Source organism: uncultured Citricoccus sp. (genome assembly GCF_937871995.1).
Taxonomy (GTDB): Bacteria; Actinomycetota; Actinomycetes; order Actinomycetales; family Micrococcaceae; genus Citricoccus.
In genome coordinates this window covers 15,392-29,737 of sequence record NZ_CALMQR010000068.1, presented here as the reverse complement: position 1 = coordinate 29,737, position 14,346 = coordinate 15,392, and the positions used below count along the sequence as shown (strand labels likewise).

Sequence of the window (14,346 nt, the reverse complement as noted above, 5' to 3'; positions counted from 1 at the left end):
GGCCACCACCTCGGCACCGCCGACCACGACCGCACCGCCGGCCACCACCTCGGCAGCGCCGACCACGACCGCACCGCCGGCCACCACCTCGGCACCGCCGACCCAGACCGAGGAGGCGACCCAGACGCAGTCCGCCCCGACGCAGGTCCCGTCCGAGACGGACACTGACCCGACGGAGGCTCCGGGTGGGGCTGCCATGGGGGCCGCGCCGGCTCCCTCCCAGGACACCGAGCCCCTGGGTTAGGACCGGACCACGCACAGGACGGGCCCGGCCGTCCACGTCGCACGAGAACCCCGACCGGACGAGCCGCCCACGACCCCGTCATCCCCTCACCCTTCACGGAACAGGACCGAAGAACAGTGCCCCACCAACGGATCCTCGACAGCCGGTATGAGGTCAGTGACCTCATCGGCCGGGGCGGTATGGCGGACGTGTTCCAGGGCCGTGACCTGCGCCTGGGGCGCAGGGTCGCCGTCAAGATGATGCGTCCGGACCTCGCCCGTGACCCGCAGTTCCAGTCCCGGTTCCGCCGCGAGGCCAGGTCGTCGGCCGCGCTGAACCACCCGAACATCGTCTCGGTCTTCGACACCGGCGAGGAGCAGTACGAGGACGGCGCCCACCACGGGGTCGCCTGCCCGTTCATGGTGATGGAGTTCGTGGACGGACGGACCCTGCGCGACCTGCTGCGCCAGGAGGAGATCACGGTGGACCAGGCGGTGGCGTGGACCTCCGCCGTGCTGGCGGCCCTGGACTTCAGCCACGAGGCGGGGATCGTCCACCGGGACATCAAGCCGGCCAACGTGATGGTGACGACGTCCGGCGCCGTGAAGGTCATGGACTTCGGCATCGCCCGGGCACTGTCCGACTCGGCCGCGACCATGACGCAGACCCAGGCCGTGGTGGGCACCGCCCAGTACCTGTCACCGGAGCAGGCCCGCGGTGAGACCGTCGACTCCCGTTCCGACCTGTACTCGGCCGGGTGCCTGCTGTTCGAGCTGCTGACCGGACGGCCCCCGTTCGTGGGCGATTCCCCGGTGGCCGTGGCCTACCAGCACGTGCGCGAGGAACCGCCGGCCCCGTCCACCCTCAATCCCCAGGTCTCCCCCGCCCTCGACGCCGTGGTCGCCCGGGCCCTGGCCAAGGACCGGGAGGACCGCTTCCAGTCCGGCGAGGAGTTCCGCGCCGCCCTGGAGCGGGCTCGGACGAACCCCGGGGGCACCGGGGCGGGCGCCGTCGGACTCGCCGGAGCCGGCGCGGCCCTCGTCGGCGGGCAGGGTTCCACGGCCGGGGAGCCGGAGCGTACGGAGGCCATCGACCTGGTCCCCGGCGGGGTGACCGAGGCCATCGCCGCCGCCACACCGGCGAACGGACAGCCCACCCTGGCCATGGCCGCCGTGGGGGCCACGACGCCCGCCGCCGGCGAGCCGGTGGTGGCCGCCGCTCCCAGCGCCGTCACCCCGCCCGTCCCGCCGGTCGAGACGACGGGCCACCCGCTGGCCTTCGCGGACGAGTCCGCCGCCGGTGGCCCGCCGCGGCGCCGGCGCCGGCGCCATGTGTGGGTGCCGGTACTGGTCGTGGTCCTGGCCCTGGCCGCGATCGCGGGAGGGTGGTTCCTCATGGACGAGCTCAACCGGCGCAACGTCGAGGCCAATCAGGTGAGCGTGCCCGAGGTGGCCCGGATGACCCAGATCGAGGCCCAGAACACGCTGACCTCGGCCGAGCTGCGGCCGATCCTGGAGGAGGTCCACGACGACGAGGTCCCCCGGGACCTGGCCGTGGGCACCGAGCCGGAGGCTGGGGCGACCGTGCAGAAGAACCAGGAGGTCACCCTGCTGATCTCCATCGGCCCGGAACAGGTGAGCATCCCCGAGGACCTCGCCGGCCAGTCGGAGGCGACCGCCCGGGACACCCTCGAGGAGCTGGGACTGTCCATCTCCTCGGTGCGGTACGTCCCCTCTGCCGAGATCTCCCGGGACCGGCTGGTGGAGACCTCACCGGAACTCGGCTCGACCGTCAGGGCCGGGTCATCGGTGGAGTTGCTCATCTCCTCGGGCATGGTGCAGGTCCCCAAGGTCGTGGGCCTGACCCAGGACGAGGCACAGCAGGCCCTCGAGGACCTCGGCCTGAGCATGGAGGTCGAGACCCGGGTGACGTCCAGCTACCCGGCCGGAACGGTAATCCGCCAGGCACGGGCTGAGGGTACCGAGGTGGCCCAGGGCTCGCCGGTGGGCGTGGAGGTGGCCCGGGCCCCTGTCCCGTCGCCGTCTCCCACGCCGTCGGAGAGCGAGTCCCCGACGCCGTCCGCGTCACCCTCGGAGTCCCCGTCCGAGTCGCCGTCACCCTCACCCTCGGACTCGGACTCGGACCCGGAGTCGGGGTCGCCCAGCCCCTCCGCGTCGGAGACCCCCGAGGCGGCGGGCCCGCGGCCCGGGAGCGGGGAGGACGACTCGGGCGGCCCTGGCCGCGGGAACGATGACGAGGACCGAGGGAACGGGCGCGACAACGGGCGCGGGAACGATGGCGGCAACGGCCGCGGGACCCGGGACGGCTGACGCACGATCCGGCCCGTCGGCCGCGGGCCGGTCAGCCGACCAGCGGAGACAGCGTGTCGGCCCGCGCGGCCGCCCCGGTCATGCCCAGCGACTCCAGCCAGTTGCCGAGCATGCGGTACCCGCCCTCGGTCAGCACGGACTCCGGGTGGAACTGCACGCCCCACAGGGGTGCGCTGCGGTGGGCCACGCCCATGACGATGCCCCCCTCGGTCTCCGCCGTGATCTCCAGTTCCGGCGGGATGGTGGAGCGCACGGCGGCGAGCGAGTGGTACCGGGTGGCCGTGAACGGGTCCGCGACCCCCTGGAACATCCGGTGGCCGCCGTGGCGCACCCGGGAGGTCTTGCCGTGCATCAGTTCGGCCGCGTGGCTCACGGTGGCCCCGTAGGCCTCGCAGATCGCCTGGTGGCCCAGGCAGACGCCGTAGAGGGGCACGGACCGGTCTGCGGCCCAGCGCACCATCTCGATGCTGATGCCGGCCTCTGCCGGGGTGCCGGGGCCTGGGGAGAGCAGCACCCCGTCCCGCTCGGCGGCGAGTTCCATGGCCTCGCCCGCGGTGACGGCATCGTTGCGCACCACCAGGGTGTCGGCACCGAGCTCACGCAGGTACCCCACGAGGGTGTAGACGAAGCTGTCGTAGTTGTCGACCACCAGGATGCGGGCGGTGCGGGTGGACGGTGAGGTCATTCGGTGGTGCCAATCGTCGAATCGGTGAACGGGGGCAGGAGCGCCGCGGGGTGGCTCGACCACTGCAGCCTGATTCCCGCCAGGGTCCTCGGCACGGGAGCCGGCCGCCGCCGATAGACTGGCCGGGATTGCAGTCGTCTGCAGAAGAATACGCCGTGTCCCCCCGGACCGTCCTCATGACCGATCCCGTCGAACAGGAATCCCGTGCCCGAGTCCAAGTCCCGCACCCACGGCAAGACCGTCAAGCGCCAGGCGAAGGCCGAACAGGCCGAACGCCGTGCCGCCCGCCGAGTGGCGGAGCTGGAGCCGGGGCCGCTGCCGACCTGGTACAAGGTGATCATGTTCGGTCTGATGATCATCGGGCTGCTGTGGATCGTGGTCTACTACCTCACCATGGGCCTCGCCCCGATTCCCCAGGCCGGGGGCTGGAACATCGGCATCGGCTTCGGCATCGCCGTGGTCGGCTTCATCATGACGACCCGCTGGCGCTGACCGTCCTCCCCATCGTCACGGCCTCGACGCCGGTCCCGCCGGACCGGGCCGCGTCCGTGTCCCCTCCTCAGTGTCGGGCCGCATAAAGGTCCCGTAGCAGGCACATCTCCGCGCCGTGGTGGATCGCCTCGCGATTGATGTGCAGGACCAGCCCCAGCATGGGGTGATCCTCGAAGGGTGCCTCGGAGGCCCCCGCGGGCGCCGACAGCGCGGCCGCGTCCAGCCCGTCCACGGCAGCACACCAGTCGATCACCGCGGTCTCCAGGCGCGCCAGCGCCTCCGCCGCGGTCCCCGGGTAGTCGTAGCTGAAGTAGTCCATCCCGGGGCCGCCGAAATGGCCGGCCATCCGGACGCCGAACACGCCCACCAGTACGTGGGAGACCCGCCAGGCGATGGTGGTCACGGGCGCGGGCCTGGGCTCCGGAAACGCGAAGTCGACCACCCAGTCCCCGCCGCCGGCCTGCACGGCACCCGGATAGTCCGGCGCCGGCGTTCCCACCGGCCTGAGGCCCCAGGCTCCCGCCGCCGGCTCCCAGTGGTATTCCCGGTCGGTCATCCCGGACAGTCTCGGCCGCAGATGATTCTCCCAGTGCCAGCGGAGTTGATGGGCGAGCTGCTCGAGCGGCAGGCCTGTGGATGACGGGAGTGGTACGGTCATTCCCCGATCCTGTCCCCACACCCCCCATTGTGGAAGAACCGGGCTCTCTTCCCCAAGCTGTCCACAGCGTGTCCACACCGCCTCTGAGGCTGTTAATAACCACCCTGACCTGCGTAAACCCTCATCCCCAGGCTATCCACACCGGGAACCACACCCGTGTCATTCATCCACACTGTGGAAAACGCCTGTGGATAACTCGGAGGGCGAATCACACCGTTGTCATTCATTCCACATCGGTGGATAACTCTGTGGATACCGGCCGCCTCAGAGCAGTTGCAACAGCGTCTCGGGGGTCAGCCGGAGCGCTCCCAGGACGGCCAGCACCACGAGGACCACCACCACGCCGGCGAGCACGAGCCACTGCCGGAGAGCCGGCCCCCGGCGGCCGTCGGGCACGTACGCGAAGACCGCCGCACACGCGGCGCCCGCCAGGAGGCCACCGATGTGGCCCTGCCAGGAGATGTTCGCGCCCATGAACGAGATCGCCAGGTTCACGCCGATCAGCGCCACGATCGAGCTGACATTGCCCCCGGTGCGGCGCAGGACGATGAACAGTGCGGCGAACAGCCCGTAGACGGCCCCTGAGGCCCCGACCACCGGCACGTTCGGGGCCGAGAGCCACAGCACGGCCACGGAGCCCCCGAAGGCGGAGACCAGGTACAGGGCCAGGAACCGCGCCCACCCCAGCACGGGCTCCAGGACCCGGCCCATCATCCACAGCGTGAACAGGTTCAGCAGGATGTGCAGCGGGTTCCCCGGAGAGTGGAGGAACGCCGCGGTCAGCATCCGCCACGGTTCCATCGCGACCGCCGAGGTGAACATGCCCGCGTACCAGAACTGCTCGGTGACGCCCGTCCGCTGGCCGGAGGTGAGGAACTGCAGGACGTAGACCACGGCGCAGATCCCGATCATGGTCCAGGTGACCCACGGCTGGTCCGGGGTCCGCCAACGGGGCCGGCGGGCGGTGGCCCACCGGTCCGGTGCCGGGCCCGAGTCGCCGGGCCGGCGTCCCCCGGCCCCGGGGGCGTGCGGTGCGACACCCGGTCCCCCCACCCCCAGGCCCCGCGGGCCCGTCGTGTGGGCCGGCCCCCGGCCGGCCACGCAGTCGGCGCAGTGGATCCCGACGGCGGCCGGCCGCTGGCACTCCGGACAGGCCGGCCGGCTGCACCGCTGACAGCGGATAAAGGACGGGCGGTCCGGATGACGTGGGCACACCGGCAGCTGCCGGTGTGCCACGCCCTCCGGACCGCCCGGGGTCTGGTGGGACACTGTGGAGGCCTCAGGCTTCCTTGATCTCGATGGACTCGATGACCACGTCCTGGACCGGCTTGTCGCCGGGGCCGGTCTGCACGGCGTTGAGCTGGTCGACCACCTTGCGGGAGGCCTCGTCCTTCACCTCGCCGAAGATGGTGTGCTTGCCCTGCAGCCACGTGGTGGGCACGGAGGTGATGAAGAACTGCGAACCGTTGGTGCCCCGGCCGCCCTGGATGCCGGCGTTGGCCATGGCCAGCTTGTACGGGGTGGTGAAGTCCAGGTCCGGGTTGATCTCGTCGTCGAACTGGTAGCCGGGACCGCCGATGCCGCGGCCCAGCGGGTCGCCGCCCTGGATCATGAAGTCCTTGATGATGCGGTGGAAGATGGTGCCGTTGTACAGCGGGGTACCCACCTGCTTCTCACCGGTCTGGGGGTGGGTCCACTCCTGCTCGCCGGTGGCCAGGCCGACGAAATTGCGTACGGTCTTGGGCGCGTGGTTGCCGTAGAGCTCGACGACGATGTCGCCCGCGTTGGTCTTGATGGTGGCGATCTGGGTCGCAATAGCAGTCATGGTCGCCATTGTTCCACCTGCGGGCGGTCCGGGTCCGGTACCGCGCGGGCATGGCGGGCAGACTTCGCGCAGGGCCAAACGCGGTGGCACCGGCCCCGCCGTGCCGCGGCGGCGCCGACCCCGTAGGCTGTACCCAGGCCCGGCGCACCGGTTTGCTGCCGGCACAGCAGAGTGCATCCGCGCACGTCATGGAGGTTCAGATGAGCAAGAAGACGACTGCCCCGACCCTAGAGGACCGGATCAACTCCGGAGTGGACCAGGCCGCGCACTGGGCTGCGCCCAAGATGGAGGCTGCACTGGCCTGGGCCGAGAAGGGCCTCGGTGAGGGCAAGGTCCGCGGCAAGGCCGCGTCCCGGCAGGCCTCCGGCCGCGCCCACGACGCCCTCGACCTGCTGACACCGCAGGTGAAGGCGGGGCTGCACCAGGCCAACACGGCCCTGGCCGGCGCGGTCGGTCTCGTGACCCCGGCCGTGGACACGGCCCGGCACAAGGTGCAGGACGAGTACGTCCCGGCCGCGTCCGGACGACTCGCCGACGTCGCGGGCCACGCCTCGAAGGCGGCCCACCACGCCAAGGTCTCCCCGGCCGTGGAGAACGCCCTGATCAACCTGACCGGGGACAAGAAGGCCGTCAGGAAGCTGCGCAAGGCCGCTGAGGAGTACGCCAAGAGCGCCGAGAAGCGGTTCAAGAAGCAGGCGAAGAAGCACGGCAAGTCAGGCCACAAGGGCTGGCTGGTGGCCGGCATCGTCGTCGCCGCGGGTGCCGCCGCCGTGGCCGTGTGGCAGCTGACCAAGCCGGTCGATGATCCGTGGAAGACCCCGGCACCGGCCCCGCTGCAGAACCAGGGCGCCACCGGAGCCGACCCGGACCTGACCACCCGGGCTCCGTCCGCACCGGCCGCCACCACCACCACGGCGACGACCGCCACCGCGGCGGGCCAGGGCGACGCCACCGCTCCGGCCCCGGCCGTGGCCGCCGGCAACGCCGTGGTGGACACCGCCGAGGAGAAGGTGGACGGCGTCCCCGCCCCGAAGTCCGCCGAGTGATCCAGCGGTGGGCGCCGTCAGCCGACGGCGCCCACCGGGGCACGGACGGGGAAGGGCCCGGGAGTCCAGGACGGATTCCCGGGCCCTTCCCCGCTCCCCGGGCCGCGCGGCCCGGAACGAGGGGATCCTGGATACACGAGGGGCCCGGATCCATGGTCCATGGATCCGGGCCCCTCATCGATCTGCGAAGAGATCACACGGTGGAGGCAAGGGGACTCGAACCCCTAACCCCCTGCTTGCAAAGCAGGTGCGCTACCAATTGCGCCATGCCCCCGTGGGGTGTTCAGTTGTGGCTGCCGGGCTGGGTCTCACGTCCGGCCGCCGGGGTGTCCAGCGAATCGGTGGCGGAACTCCAGACTTCCTTGCCCCGCTCGTTCTCGCGCCAGGCACGGACTCCGAGGACGGCTGCCACGCCGGCCGCGACGGCGACGAGACGCGCTACCGGCTTCATGATGCCGCCTTCCCCGGCGTGATGCCGGTCGGGAACTGCGAGGGTGGGCGTACCAAGACTTGAACTTGGGACCTCTTCGTTATCAGCGAAGCGCTCTAACCGCCTGAGCTATACGCCCTCGTGCCCGGGAAAAACTGTCCCCGGAACGAGAATCCACAATACCCCAGCCTCGCCGCCGGTCAAAATCGGCGCCGATGCCGCACGATCGTGGCACCCGGTGACGACTCAGTCGTCGGTGAGGGTCACGCCGATGCCGCCGACCAGGGTGGACGAGATGTTGTACAACACGGCACCGAGCATGCTCAACGCCGTCAGCAGCACCACGTTGACCACGGCGATGATGGTCGCGAAGGAGGCGACCTGGCCCAGGGAGACCAGCTGCTGGACGGTGAAGTTGCCGCCCTCGGAACCCAGGACCTGGGCCAGCAGGTCGTTGACCTGGTCGAAGATGCCCGTGAGGTCCATGACGGTCCACAGCACCACGGCACCGACCACGGTGACGATGCCCAGGGCCACGGAGAGCAGGAACGCCATCTTCAGCACCGACCAGGGGTCGATCTTGGAGACGAGCAGACGGGCCTTCCGGACCTTGGCCTTGGGCGCCGGCCGCACCAGGCCCGGCTGTGCCGGTCGCTGGGCCGGGCGGCCCTGCGCCTGTGACGCCGGGCGCGCGTTCTGCGGACGCTGGGCCGGCTTCTGGGCCGGCTGGGCGGGGGTCCGCTGTTGCGTCCCCCGGCCGGTGCCCTGCGCCGGCTTGCTGCCGGTCGGGCGCTGGCCCGCTGCCCGTGGCGTTCCGGATGTGCTCACTACTGTCCTCCGTCAGTCTCCGCGCCCGGGCTCGATTCACCCGCTGCGGATTCGGTGGCTGTCATGGTCGCGTCGACGCCCTGCTCGGTGGCTGGGGGCGCCGTCTCAGAGTCCAAGGGTACTTCACCCTCGGACCCGGCCTCCGGGGCCTCACCGTCCTCCACGCCACTGAGGTACTTCTCATTGTTGAGGGTCACGGCGATGATCCGGTCGTTCTTGTCCGGCTTGGCGAAGATCACGCCCATGGTGTCACGCCCCTTGGCGGGCACCCCGGCCACGGCGGAGCGGACGACCTTGCCGGATTCCATCACCACCAGCACCTCGTCCTGTTCCTCGACCACGAGGGCACCGGTGAGGACGCCGCGGTCCTCCACGATCTTGCCGACCTTGATGCCCAGCCCGCCGCGGTTCTGCACCCGGTACTCCTCCACGGCGGTGCGCTTGGCGTAACCCCCCTCCGTCACGGTGAACACGAAGGAGTCCTCCCGGACCACGTCGGCCGTGAGCAGCTCGTCGCCCTGGCGGAACTTCATGCCGGTGACGCCGGAGGTCGCCCGGCCCATCGGCCGCAGGGCCTCGTTCGTGGCGTTGAACCGGAGGGACTGGCCGTTGCGGGAGATGAGGATCAGGTCGTCCTCCTCCGAGACCAGCTTCGCGGAGACGACCTCGTCGCCCTCCCGCAGCCTGATGGCGATCACGCCGGCGGCACGGTTGGTGTCGTAGTCCGCCAGCAGCGTCTTCTTCACCAGGCCGTCCCGCGTGGACAGCACCAGGTACGGCGCCCGTCCGTAGTCGGTCAGCGGCATCACCTGGGCGATGCGTTCCTCGGGCTGGAAAGCCATCAGGTTGGCCACGTGCTGGCCCTTGGCGTCCCGGCCGGCCTCGAGCAGCTCGTAGGTCTTGATCCGGTACACGCGGCCGAGGTTGGTGAAGAACAGGATCCAGTGGTGCGTGGACACGGTGAAGAAGTGCTCCACCACGTCGTCCTCACGCAGCGAGGCGCCCCGCACCCCCTTGCCACCGCGGTTCTGCGCACGGTAGTTGTCCATCTTGGTGCGCTTGATGTACCCGCCCCGGGTGATGGTCACGACCATCTCCTCCTCGGGGATCAGGTCCTCGATCGACATGTCGCCGTCGTAGCCGTAGAGGATCTCGGTGCGGCGGTCGTCCCCGAACTTCTCGCCGATCTCGGCGAGCTCGGTGGAGACCACCTCGCGTTGGCGGGCCGGGGAGGCCAGGATCTCGTTGTACTCGGCGATCCGGGCCTGCAGCTCGTCGTAGTCGTCCTGGAGCTTCTGCCGTTCCAGGGCGGCCAGGGAGCGCAGCTGCATGTCCAGGATGGCCTTGGCCTGGAGGTCGTCGACCTCCAGCAGGGCCTTCAGGGCCTCGCGGGCGACGTCGGCACTCGCCGAGCGCCGGATGGTCGCGATCACCTCGTCCAGCATGTCCAGGGCCTTGAGCAGGCCCAGCAGGATGTGAGCGCGTTCCTCGGCCTTGCGCTTGCGGAAGCGGGTGCGCCGGACGATGACCTCGATCTGGTGCATCACCCAGTGGTGCACGAAACCGTCCAGGGACAGCGTGCGCGGCACCCCGTCCACGAGGGCGAGCATGTTGGCGGAGAAGTTCTCCTGCAACTGGGTGTGCTTGTAGAGGTTGTTCAGCACCACCTTGGCCACGGCGTCCCGCTTGAGCACGATGACCAGTCGCTGGCCGGTGCGCCCGGACGTCTCGTCGCGCATGTCGGCGATCCCGGTCAGCTTGCCGTCGCGGACCATCTCGGCGATCTTCGCGGCGAGGTTGTCCGGGTTGGCCATGTACGGCAGCTCGGTGACGACCAGGCAGGTGCGTCCCTGGATCTCCTCGACGTTGACGACCGCCCGCATGGCGATGGAGCCCCGGCCGGTGCGGTACGCCTCCTCGATGCCCTTGCGGCCGAGGATCTGGGCCCCGGACGGGAAGTCCGGGCCCTTGATGCGCTCCATCAGCGCGGCCAGCAGTTCCTCCCGCGAGGCCTCGGGGTTCTCCAGGTACCACTGGACACCGTCGATGACCTCGCGCATGTTGTGCGGCGGGATGTTGGTGGCCATGCCCACGGCGATGCCGGAGGAGCCGTTGACCAGCAGGTTCGGGAACCGGGCCGGCATGACCGTGGGCTCCTGCTGCTTGCCGTCGTAGTTGTCCTGGAAGTCGACGGTGTCTTCCTGGATGTCCCGGACCATCTCCAGGGCCAGCGGCGCCATCTTGGTCTCGGTGTACCGCTGGGCGGCGGCGCCGTCGTTGCCGGGAGAACCGAAGTTGCCCTGGCCCAGGGCCAGCGGGTAGCGCATCACCCAGTCCTGGATGAGGCGGACGAGGGCGTCGTAGATCGCCGAGTCACCGTGCGGGTGATAGTTGCCCATCACCTCGCCGACCACGCGAGCCGACTTGTTGAACGAGCGGTCCGGGCGGTAGCCGCCGTCGTACATCCCGTAGAGCACGCGGCGGTGCACCGGCTTGAGGCCGTCCCGCACGTCCGGCAGGGCGCGGCCGACGATGACGGCCATCGCGTAGTCGAGGTAGGACCGCTTCATCTCGGTCTGCAGGTCGACCTGTTCGACCTTGTCGATGCCGTCCAGGTTCGGGGCGATCACCGGGACGTCCCCGCCCGCCGGTGCGCCGGCGTCGGGAGTGGTGTTCTCGGGGTTCTCGGGGTTCTGCTCGTCAGTCACGCGCGGTGTCCTCGGGTCTCGTCAGTGGGGGCCGGGGCGGTCCGGGGCCGGGCTGGGCGGCTCACCGGACACGCCCGCGGGCGCCGGGTCAGGGGTCGGTCAGGACTCAGATGTCCAGGAAGCGGACGTCCTTGGCGTTCTGCTGGATGAAGGACCGGCGGGACTCCACGTCCTCGCCCATCAGCATGGAGAAGATCTCGTCCGCCGCGGCGGCATCGTCCATCGTGACCTGCAGCAGGGTACGGTGCTCCGGGTCCATGGTGGTGTCCCACAGCTCCTGGTAGTCCATCTCGCCCAGGCCCTTGTAGCGCTGGATGCCGTTGTCCTTGGGGTACCGCCAGCCCCGGGCCAGTCCGGCGGCGACCGCCTGGTCGCGCTCCTCGTCCGAGAAGACGTAGTCGTGCGGGGCGTTGGACCACTTGATCCGGTACAGCGGCGGCTGGGCCAGGAACACGAATCCGTTCTCGATCAGCGGCCGCATGTAGCGGAACAGCACCGTCAGCAGCAGCGTGGTGATGTGCTGGCCGTCCACGTCCGCATCGGCCATGAGCACGATCTTGTGGTACCGCAGCTTGGTGATGTCGAATTCCTCACCGATCCCGGTGCCGAACGCGGTGATCATGGACTGGATCTCGGCGTTGGACAGCGCGCGGTCCAGGCGGGCCCGTTCCACGTTGAGGATCTTGCCGCGCAACGGCAGGATGGCCTGGGTGGTGGGGTTGCGGCCCTGTTTCGCCGAGCCGCCGGCCGAGTCGCCCTCCACGATGTAGACCTCGCACTCGACCGGGTTCTTGGACGAGCAGTCGGCCAGCTTGCCCGGCATGCCGAAGGACTCCAGCGGCGACTTGCGCCGGGCGTTGTCCCGCGCCTTGCGGGCGGCCATCCTCGCCTGCGAGGCCAGCTGGGCCTTGCGGATGATGTCTCGGGCCGGGCCGGGGTTGCGCTCGAGCCAGTCCCCGAGCTGGTCGGAGACGATCTTCTGGATGAAGCCCTTGGCCTCGGAGTTGCCCAGCTTCGTCTTGGTCTGTCCCTCGAACTGGGGTTCGGAGAGCTTGATGGACAGCACCGCGGTCAGGCCCTCGCGGACGTCATCACCGGAGAGGTTCTCGTCCTTGGCCTTGAGCAGTTCCTTGTCCCGGGCGTACCGGTTCACCAGCGAGGTCAGGGCGGCGCGGAAGCCCTCCTCGTGGGTGCCGCCCTCGTGGGTGTTGATGGTGTTCGCGTAGGTGTGCACCGACTCGGAGTAGGCGGTGGTCCACTGCATGGCCACCTCCGCGGCCATCTTGCGCTCGGTGTCCTCGGTCTCGAAGGCGATGATGTCCTCGTGCACCATCTCGACCTTCTTGTTGGCGTTGAGGTGCCCGACGTAGTCCAGCAGGCCGTGGTCGTACTTGTAGTCGACGGTGCGCTTCCTCGGCGTCTCCAGGTCGTGGCCGATCGTGGCCGCCGCCTGTGCCGGCTCCGCGTCCGCGGTGGTGTCCGGGGCGCCGTCGCCGTCCGTGTCCCCGGCGATCTCGTCCTGCTGGACCTCATTGGTCTCGATCAGGCGCTCGTCCGTCAGCGTGATGCGCAGGCCCTTGTTGAGGAAGGCCATCTGCTGGAACCGGGCGCGCAGCGTCTCGAAGTCGAAGACCACGGACTCGAAGATCTCCGGGTCCGGGTAGAACACCTGGGTGGTTCCGGTGGTCTCGGTCTCCTCACCCTTGACGAGCTCGCCCTGGGGCACGCCACCGTTCGCGAAACTCATCCGCCAGACGTGGCCCTGGCGCCGGATCTCGGTGTCCACGCGCGCGGACAGCGCGTTCACCACGGAGATGCCCACGCCGTGCAGGCCGCCGGAGACGGCGTAACCGCCACCGCCGAACTTGCCGCCGGCGTGCAGGATGGTCATGACCACCTCGACGGTGGGCTTGCCCTCGGTGGGGTGCAGGTCCACCGGGATACCGCGCCCGTTGTCCTGGACCCGGACGCCGCCGTCGGCCTGCAGGGTGACGTGGATGGTGTCGCAGTACCCGGCCAGGGCCTCGTCCACCGAGTTGTCCACGACCTCGTAGACCAGGTGGTGCAGGCCCCGGGGGCCGGTCGAACCGATGTACATGCCGGGGCGCTTGCGGACGGCCTCGAGTCCCTCGAGGACCGTGATGTCCCCGGCGCCGTACTCGTGCTCCACCTTCCGGGTGGCCTGTGTGATCTCCGAGGACATGGCCTGCGGGTCCGAAGCGGTGGCGTCCGGCGCCTGTGCCTGCGCGTCCGGTCCGGTCGCGGCGGGATCCTGCGGGGTGCCGCTCTGGTCAGTGCCGTTGTTCTCTTCGGCCACGGGCGTCTACGGCTCCTCGGTTCGGGGACTGATCTGGACGTCTCCGCGTGCTGGCCCGGGCTGGGCCCGGGTCCGGGTGGACCGGAATCGACAGGACGTCCTTCATATCCTACTGCAGAAGGCCCCTCACCGGGGCCATCCGTGGGTGCGCCGGAGGCAGAACATGCCCCCAGACGCGCGGAACCGGCCTTCCGGTCCCCCCGGAATCCCGTCTCCCGGTCCCGGTCCGCCGTCCGGGTGATGAGAGCGTCAGATCGCCGTCCACGGGTTCTACCCGTAGGTGTCCCTCGGACCCCGCCCCCGCACCACCCGGGGGCCCTTGCGCCAGGACGGTGCGGCCGGGCCGGAGACCTTGAGACTGGTCACGATCCCCGGGCCCAGCGCCTGCTCGAAACGTTGCAGCAGTGCCGGGGTGAGGAGTTTGAGCTGGGTGGCCCAGGCCGTGGAGTCGCAACGGACGGCCACGACCTCGTTCTCGAAGCTCTCCGGCCGGCAGTGCAGCGCGATGTCCGCCCCCACGAGCTCGTCCCAGCGGGACAGCACGGACCCGACGGCGACGGGTGACGTCCATCCCCGGTCCGTCACCAGCCGGCCGAACACGTCCCCTAGCATGCGCGGGTCCCGGGCGTCCGGGGCCGGGGCCCGGCGTCGGCCCCCCTGGCCTGCGCCACCCGGACCGCCGGCTCCCGGTGCGGCAGCGGCCCCCGTCCTGCCGGTGCCGGGGGTACGACGGCGGATCTCACCCCGGGCGGCAGCGGCCTGGCGCACCCGGTTGAGGGCGACCAGGGCGGCGTCCGGTTCCTC

Annotated in this window: 13 protein-coding genes and 2 tRNA genes; 3 read left to right on the top strand and 12 right to left on the bottom strand. The window is 70.3% G+C overall.

What is annotated here, in order from left to right:
* On the bottom strand, positions 1 to 198 hold a 198-nt coding region (locus Q0283_RS07470; protein WP_298044084.1), incomplete at its 3' end, for a hypothetical protein.
* Between the two features lie 162 nt (positions 199 to 360).
* Between Q0283_RS07470 and pknB the strand changes: the two genes are divergently transcribed.
* The gene (gene pknB, locus Q0283_RS07465; RefSeq protein WP_298044083.1) at positions 361 to 2,553 is read left to right on the top strand and encodes a Stk1 family PASTA domain-containing Ser/Thr kinase; all 2,193 of its coding nucleotides are present in this window, start codon (positions 361 to 363) and stop codon (positions 2,551 to 2,553) included.
* 31 nt (positions 2,554 to 2,584) lie between these two features.
* Here pknB and Q0283_RS07460 read toward each other — a convergent pair whose 3' ends face one another.
* A complete protein-coding gene (locus Q0283_RS07460; protein ID WP_298044081.1) occupies positions 2,585 to 3,238 on the bottom strand; it encodes an aminodeoxychorismate/anthranilate synthase component II in 654 nt (217 codons plus the stop codon).
* A 204-nt stretch (positions 3,239 to 3,442) separates the two neighbouring features.
* On the opposite strand from Q0283_RS07460, the gene Q0283_RS07455 reads away from it, so the two are divergent.
* A complete protein-coding gene (locus tag Q0283_RS07455) occupies positions 3,443 to 3,730 on the top strand; it encodes a cell division protein CrgA (RefSeq protein WP_298044079.1) in 288 nt (95 codons plus the stop codon).
* A 67-nt stretch (positions 3,731 to 3,797) separates the two neighbouring features.
* Here the strand turns inward: Q0283_RS07455 and Q0283_RS07450 are convergent, their stop codons facing one another.
* From Q0283_RS07450 to Q0283_RS07440, 3 genes are all read right to left on the bottom strand, one after another.
* Positions 3,798 to 4,388, bottom strand: a complete 591-nt coding sequence (locus Q0283_RS07450) for a DinB family protein (RefSeq protein ID WP_298044078.1) — start codon at positions 4,386 to 4,388, stop codon at positions 3,798 to 3,800.
* Positions 4,389 to 4,652: 264 nt separating this feature from the next.
* Positions 4,653 to 5,624: a rhomboid family intramembrane serine protease gene (locus Q0283_RS07445; RefSeq protein WP_298044090.1), complete on the bottom strand. Its 972-nt coding sequence runs from the start codon at positions 5,622 to 5,624 to the stop codon at positions 4,653 to 4,655.
* A gap of 43 nt (positions 5,625 to 5,667) precedes the next feature.
* Positions 5,668 to 6,213, bottom strand: coding sequence for a peptidylprolyl isomerase (locus Q0283_RS07440; RefSeq protein WP_298044076.1), 546 nt, complete (start codon positions 6,211 to 6,213; stop codon positions 5,668 to 5,670).
* Positions 6,214 to 6,413: 200 nt separating this feature from the next.
* On the opposite strand from Q0283_RS07440, the gene Q0283_RS07435 reads away from it, so the two are divergent.
* Positions 6,414 to 7,259, top strand: coding sequence for a hypothetical protein (locus Q0283_RS07435; protein ID WP_298044074.1), 846 nt, complete (start codon positions 6,414 to 6,416; stop codon positions 7,257 to 7,259).
* 201 nt (positions 7,260 to 7,460) lie between these two features.
* Here Q0283_RS07435 and Q0283_RS07430 read toward each other — a convergent pair.
* From Q0283_RS07430 to Q0283_RS07400, 7 genes are all read right to left on the bottom strand, one after another.
* Positions 7,461 to 7,533, bottom strand: a tRNA-Ala gene (locus tag Q0283_RS07430).
* A gap of 9 nt (positions 7,534 to 7,542) precedes the next feature.
* Positions 7,543 to 7,710, bottom strand: a complete 168-nt coding sequence (locus Q0283_RS07425) for a hypothetical protein (RefSeq protein ID WP_298044073.1) — start codon at positions 7,708 to 7,710, stop codon at positions 7,543 to 7,545.
* A 44-nt stretch (positions 7,711 to 7,754) separates the two neighbouring features.
* Positions 7,755 to 7,828, bottom strand: a tRNA-Ile gene (locus Q0283_RS07420).
* A gap of 107 nt (positions 7,829 to 7,935) precedes the next feature.
* A complete protein-coding gene (locus Q0283_RS07415) occupies positions 7,936 to 8,517 on the bottom strand; it encodes a DUF3566 domain-containing protein (RefSeq protein WP_298044072.1) in 582 nt (193 codons plus the stop codon).
* Entirely contained in the window at positions 8,517 to 11,147 is a 2,631-nt protein-coding gene (gene gyrA / locus Q0283_RS07410; RefSeq protein WP_298044089.1) for a DNA gyrase subunit A, read from the bottom strand. Before gyrA ends, Q0283_RS07415 begins: the two co-directional genes overlap by 1 nt.
* A 184-nt stretch (positions 11,148 to 11,331) precedes the next feature.
* Positions 11,332 to 13,428, bottom strand: a complete 2,097-nt coding sequence (gene gyrB / locus Q0283_RS07405) for a DNA topoisomerase (ATP-hydrolyzing) subunit B (protein WP_298044088.1) — start codon at positions 13,426 to 13,428, stop codon at positions 11,332 to 11,334.
* Between the two features lie 384 nt (positions 13,429 to 13,812).
* A complete protein-coding gene (locus Q0283_RS07400; protein ID WP_298044087.1) occupies positions 13,813 to 14,328 on the bottom strand; it encodes a DUF721 domain-containing protein in 516 nt (171 codons plus the stop codon).
* Between the last annotated feature and the right edge of the window lie 18 nt (positions 14,329 to 14,346).

Coding starts and splice junctions, on each gene's coding strand:
- Q0283_RS07460 (WP_298044081.1), bottom strand. CDS start 3,238: ATGACCTCACCGTCCACCCGCACCGCCCGCATCCTGGTGGTCGACAAC.
- Q0283_RS07425 (WP_298044073.1), bottom strand. CDS start 7,710: ATGAAGCCGGTAGCGCGTCTCGTCGCCGTCGCGGCCGGCGTGGCAGCC.
- Q0283_RS07450 (WP_298044078.1), bottom strand. CDS start 4,388: ATGACCGTACCACTCCCGTCATCCACAGGCCTGCCGCTCGAGCAGCTC.
- gyrB (WP_298044088.1), bottom strand. CDS start 13,428: ATGTCCTCGGAGATCACACAGGCCACCCGGAAGGTGGAGCACGAGTAC.
- Q0283_RS07435 (WP_298044074.1), top strand. CDS start 6,414: ATGAGCAAGAAGACGACTGCCCCGACCCTAGAGGACCGGATCAACTCC.
- Q0283_RS07440 (WP_298044076.1), bottom strand. CDS start 6,213: ATGACTGCTATTGCGACCCAGATCGCCACCATCAAGACCAACGCGGGC.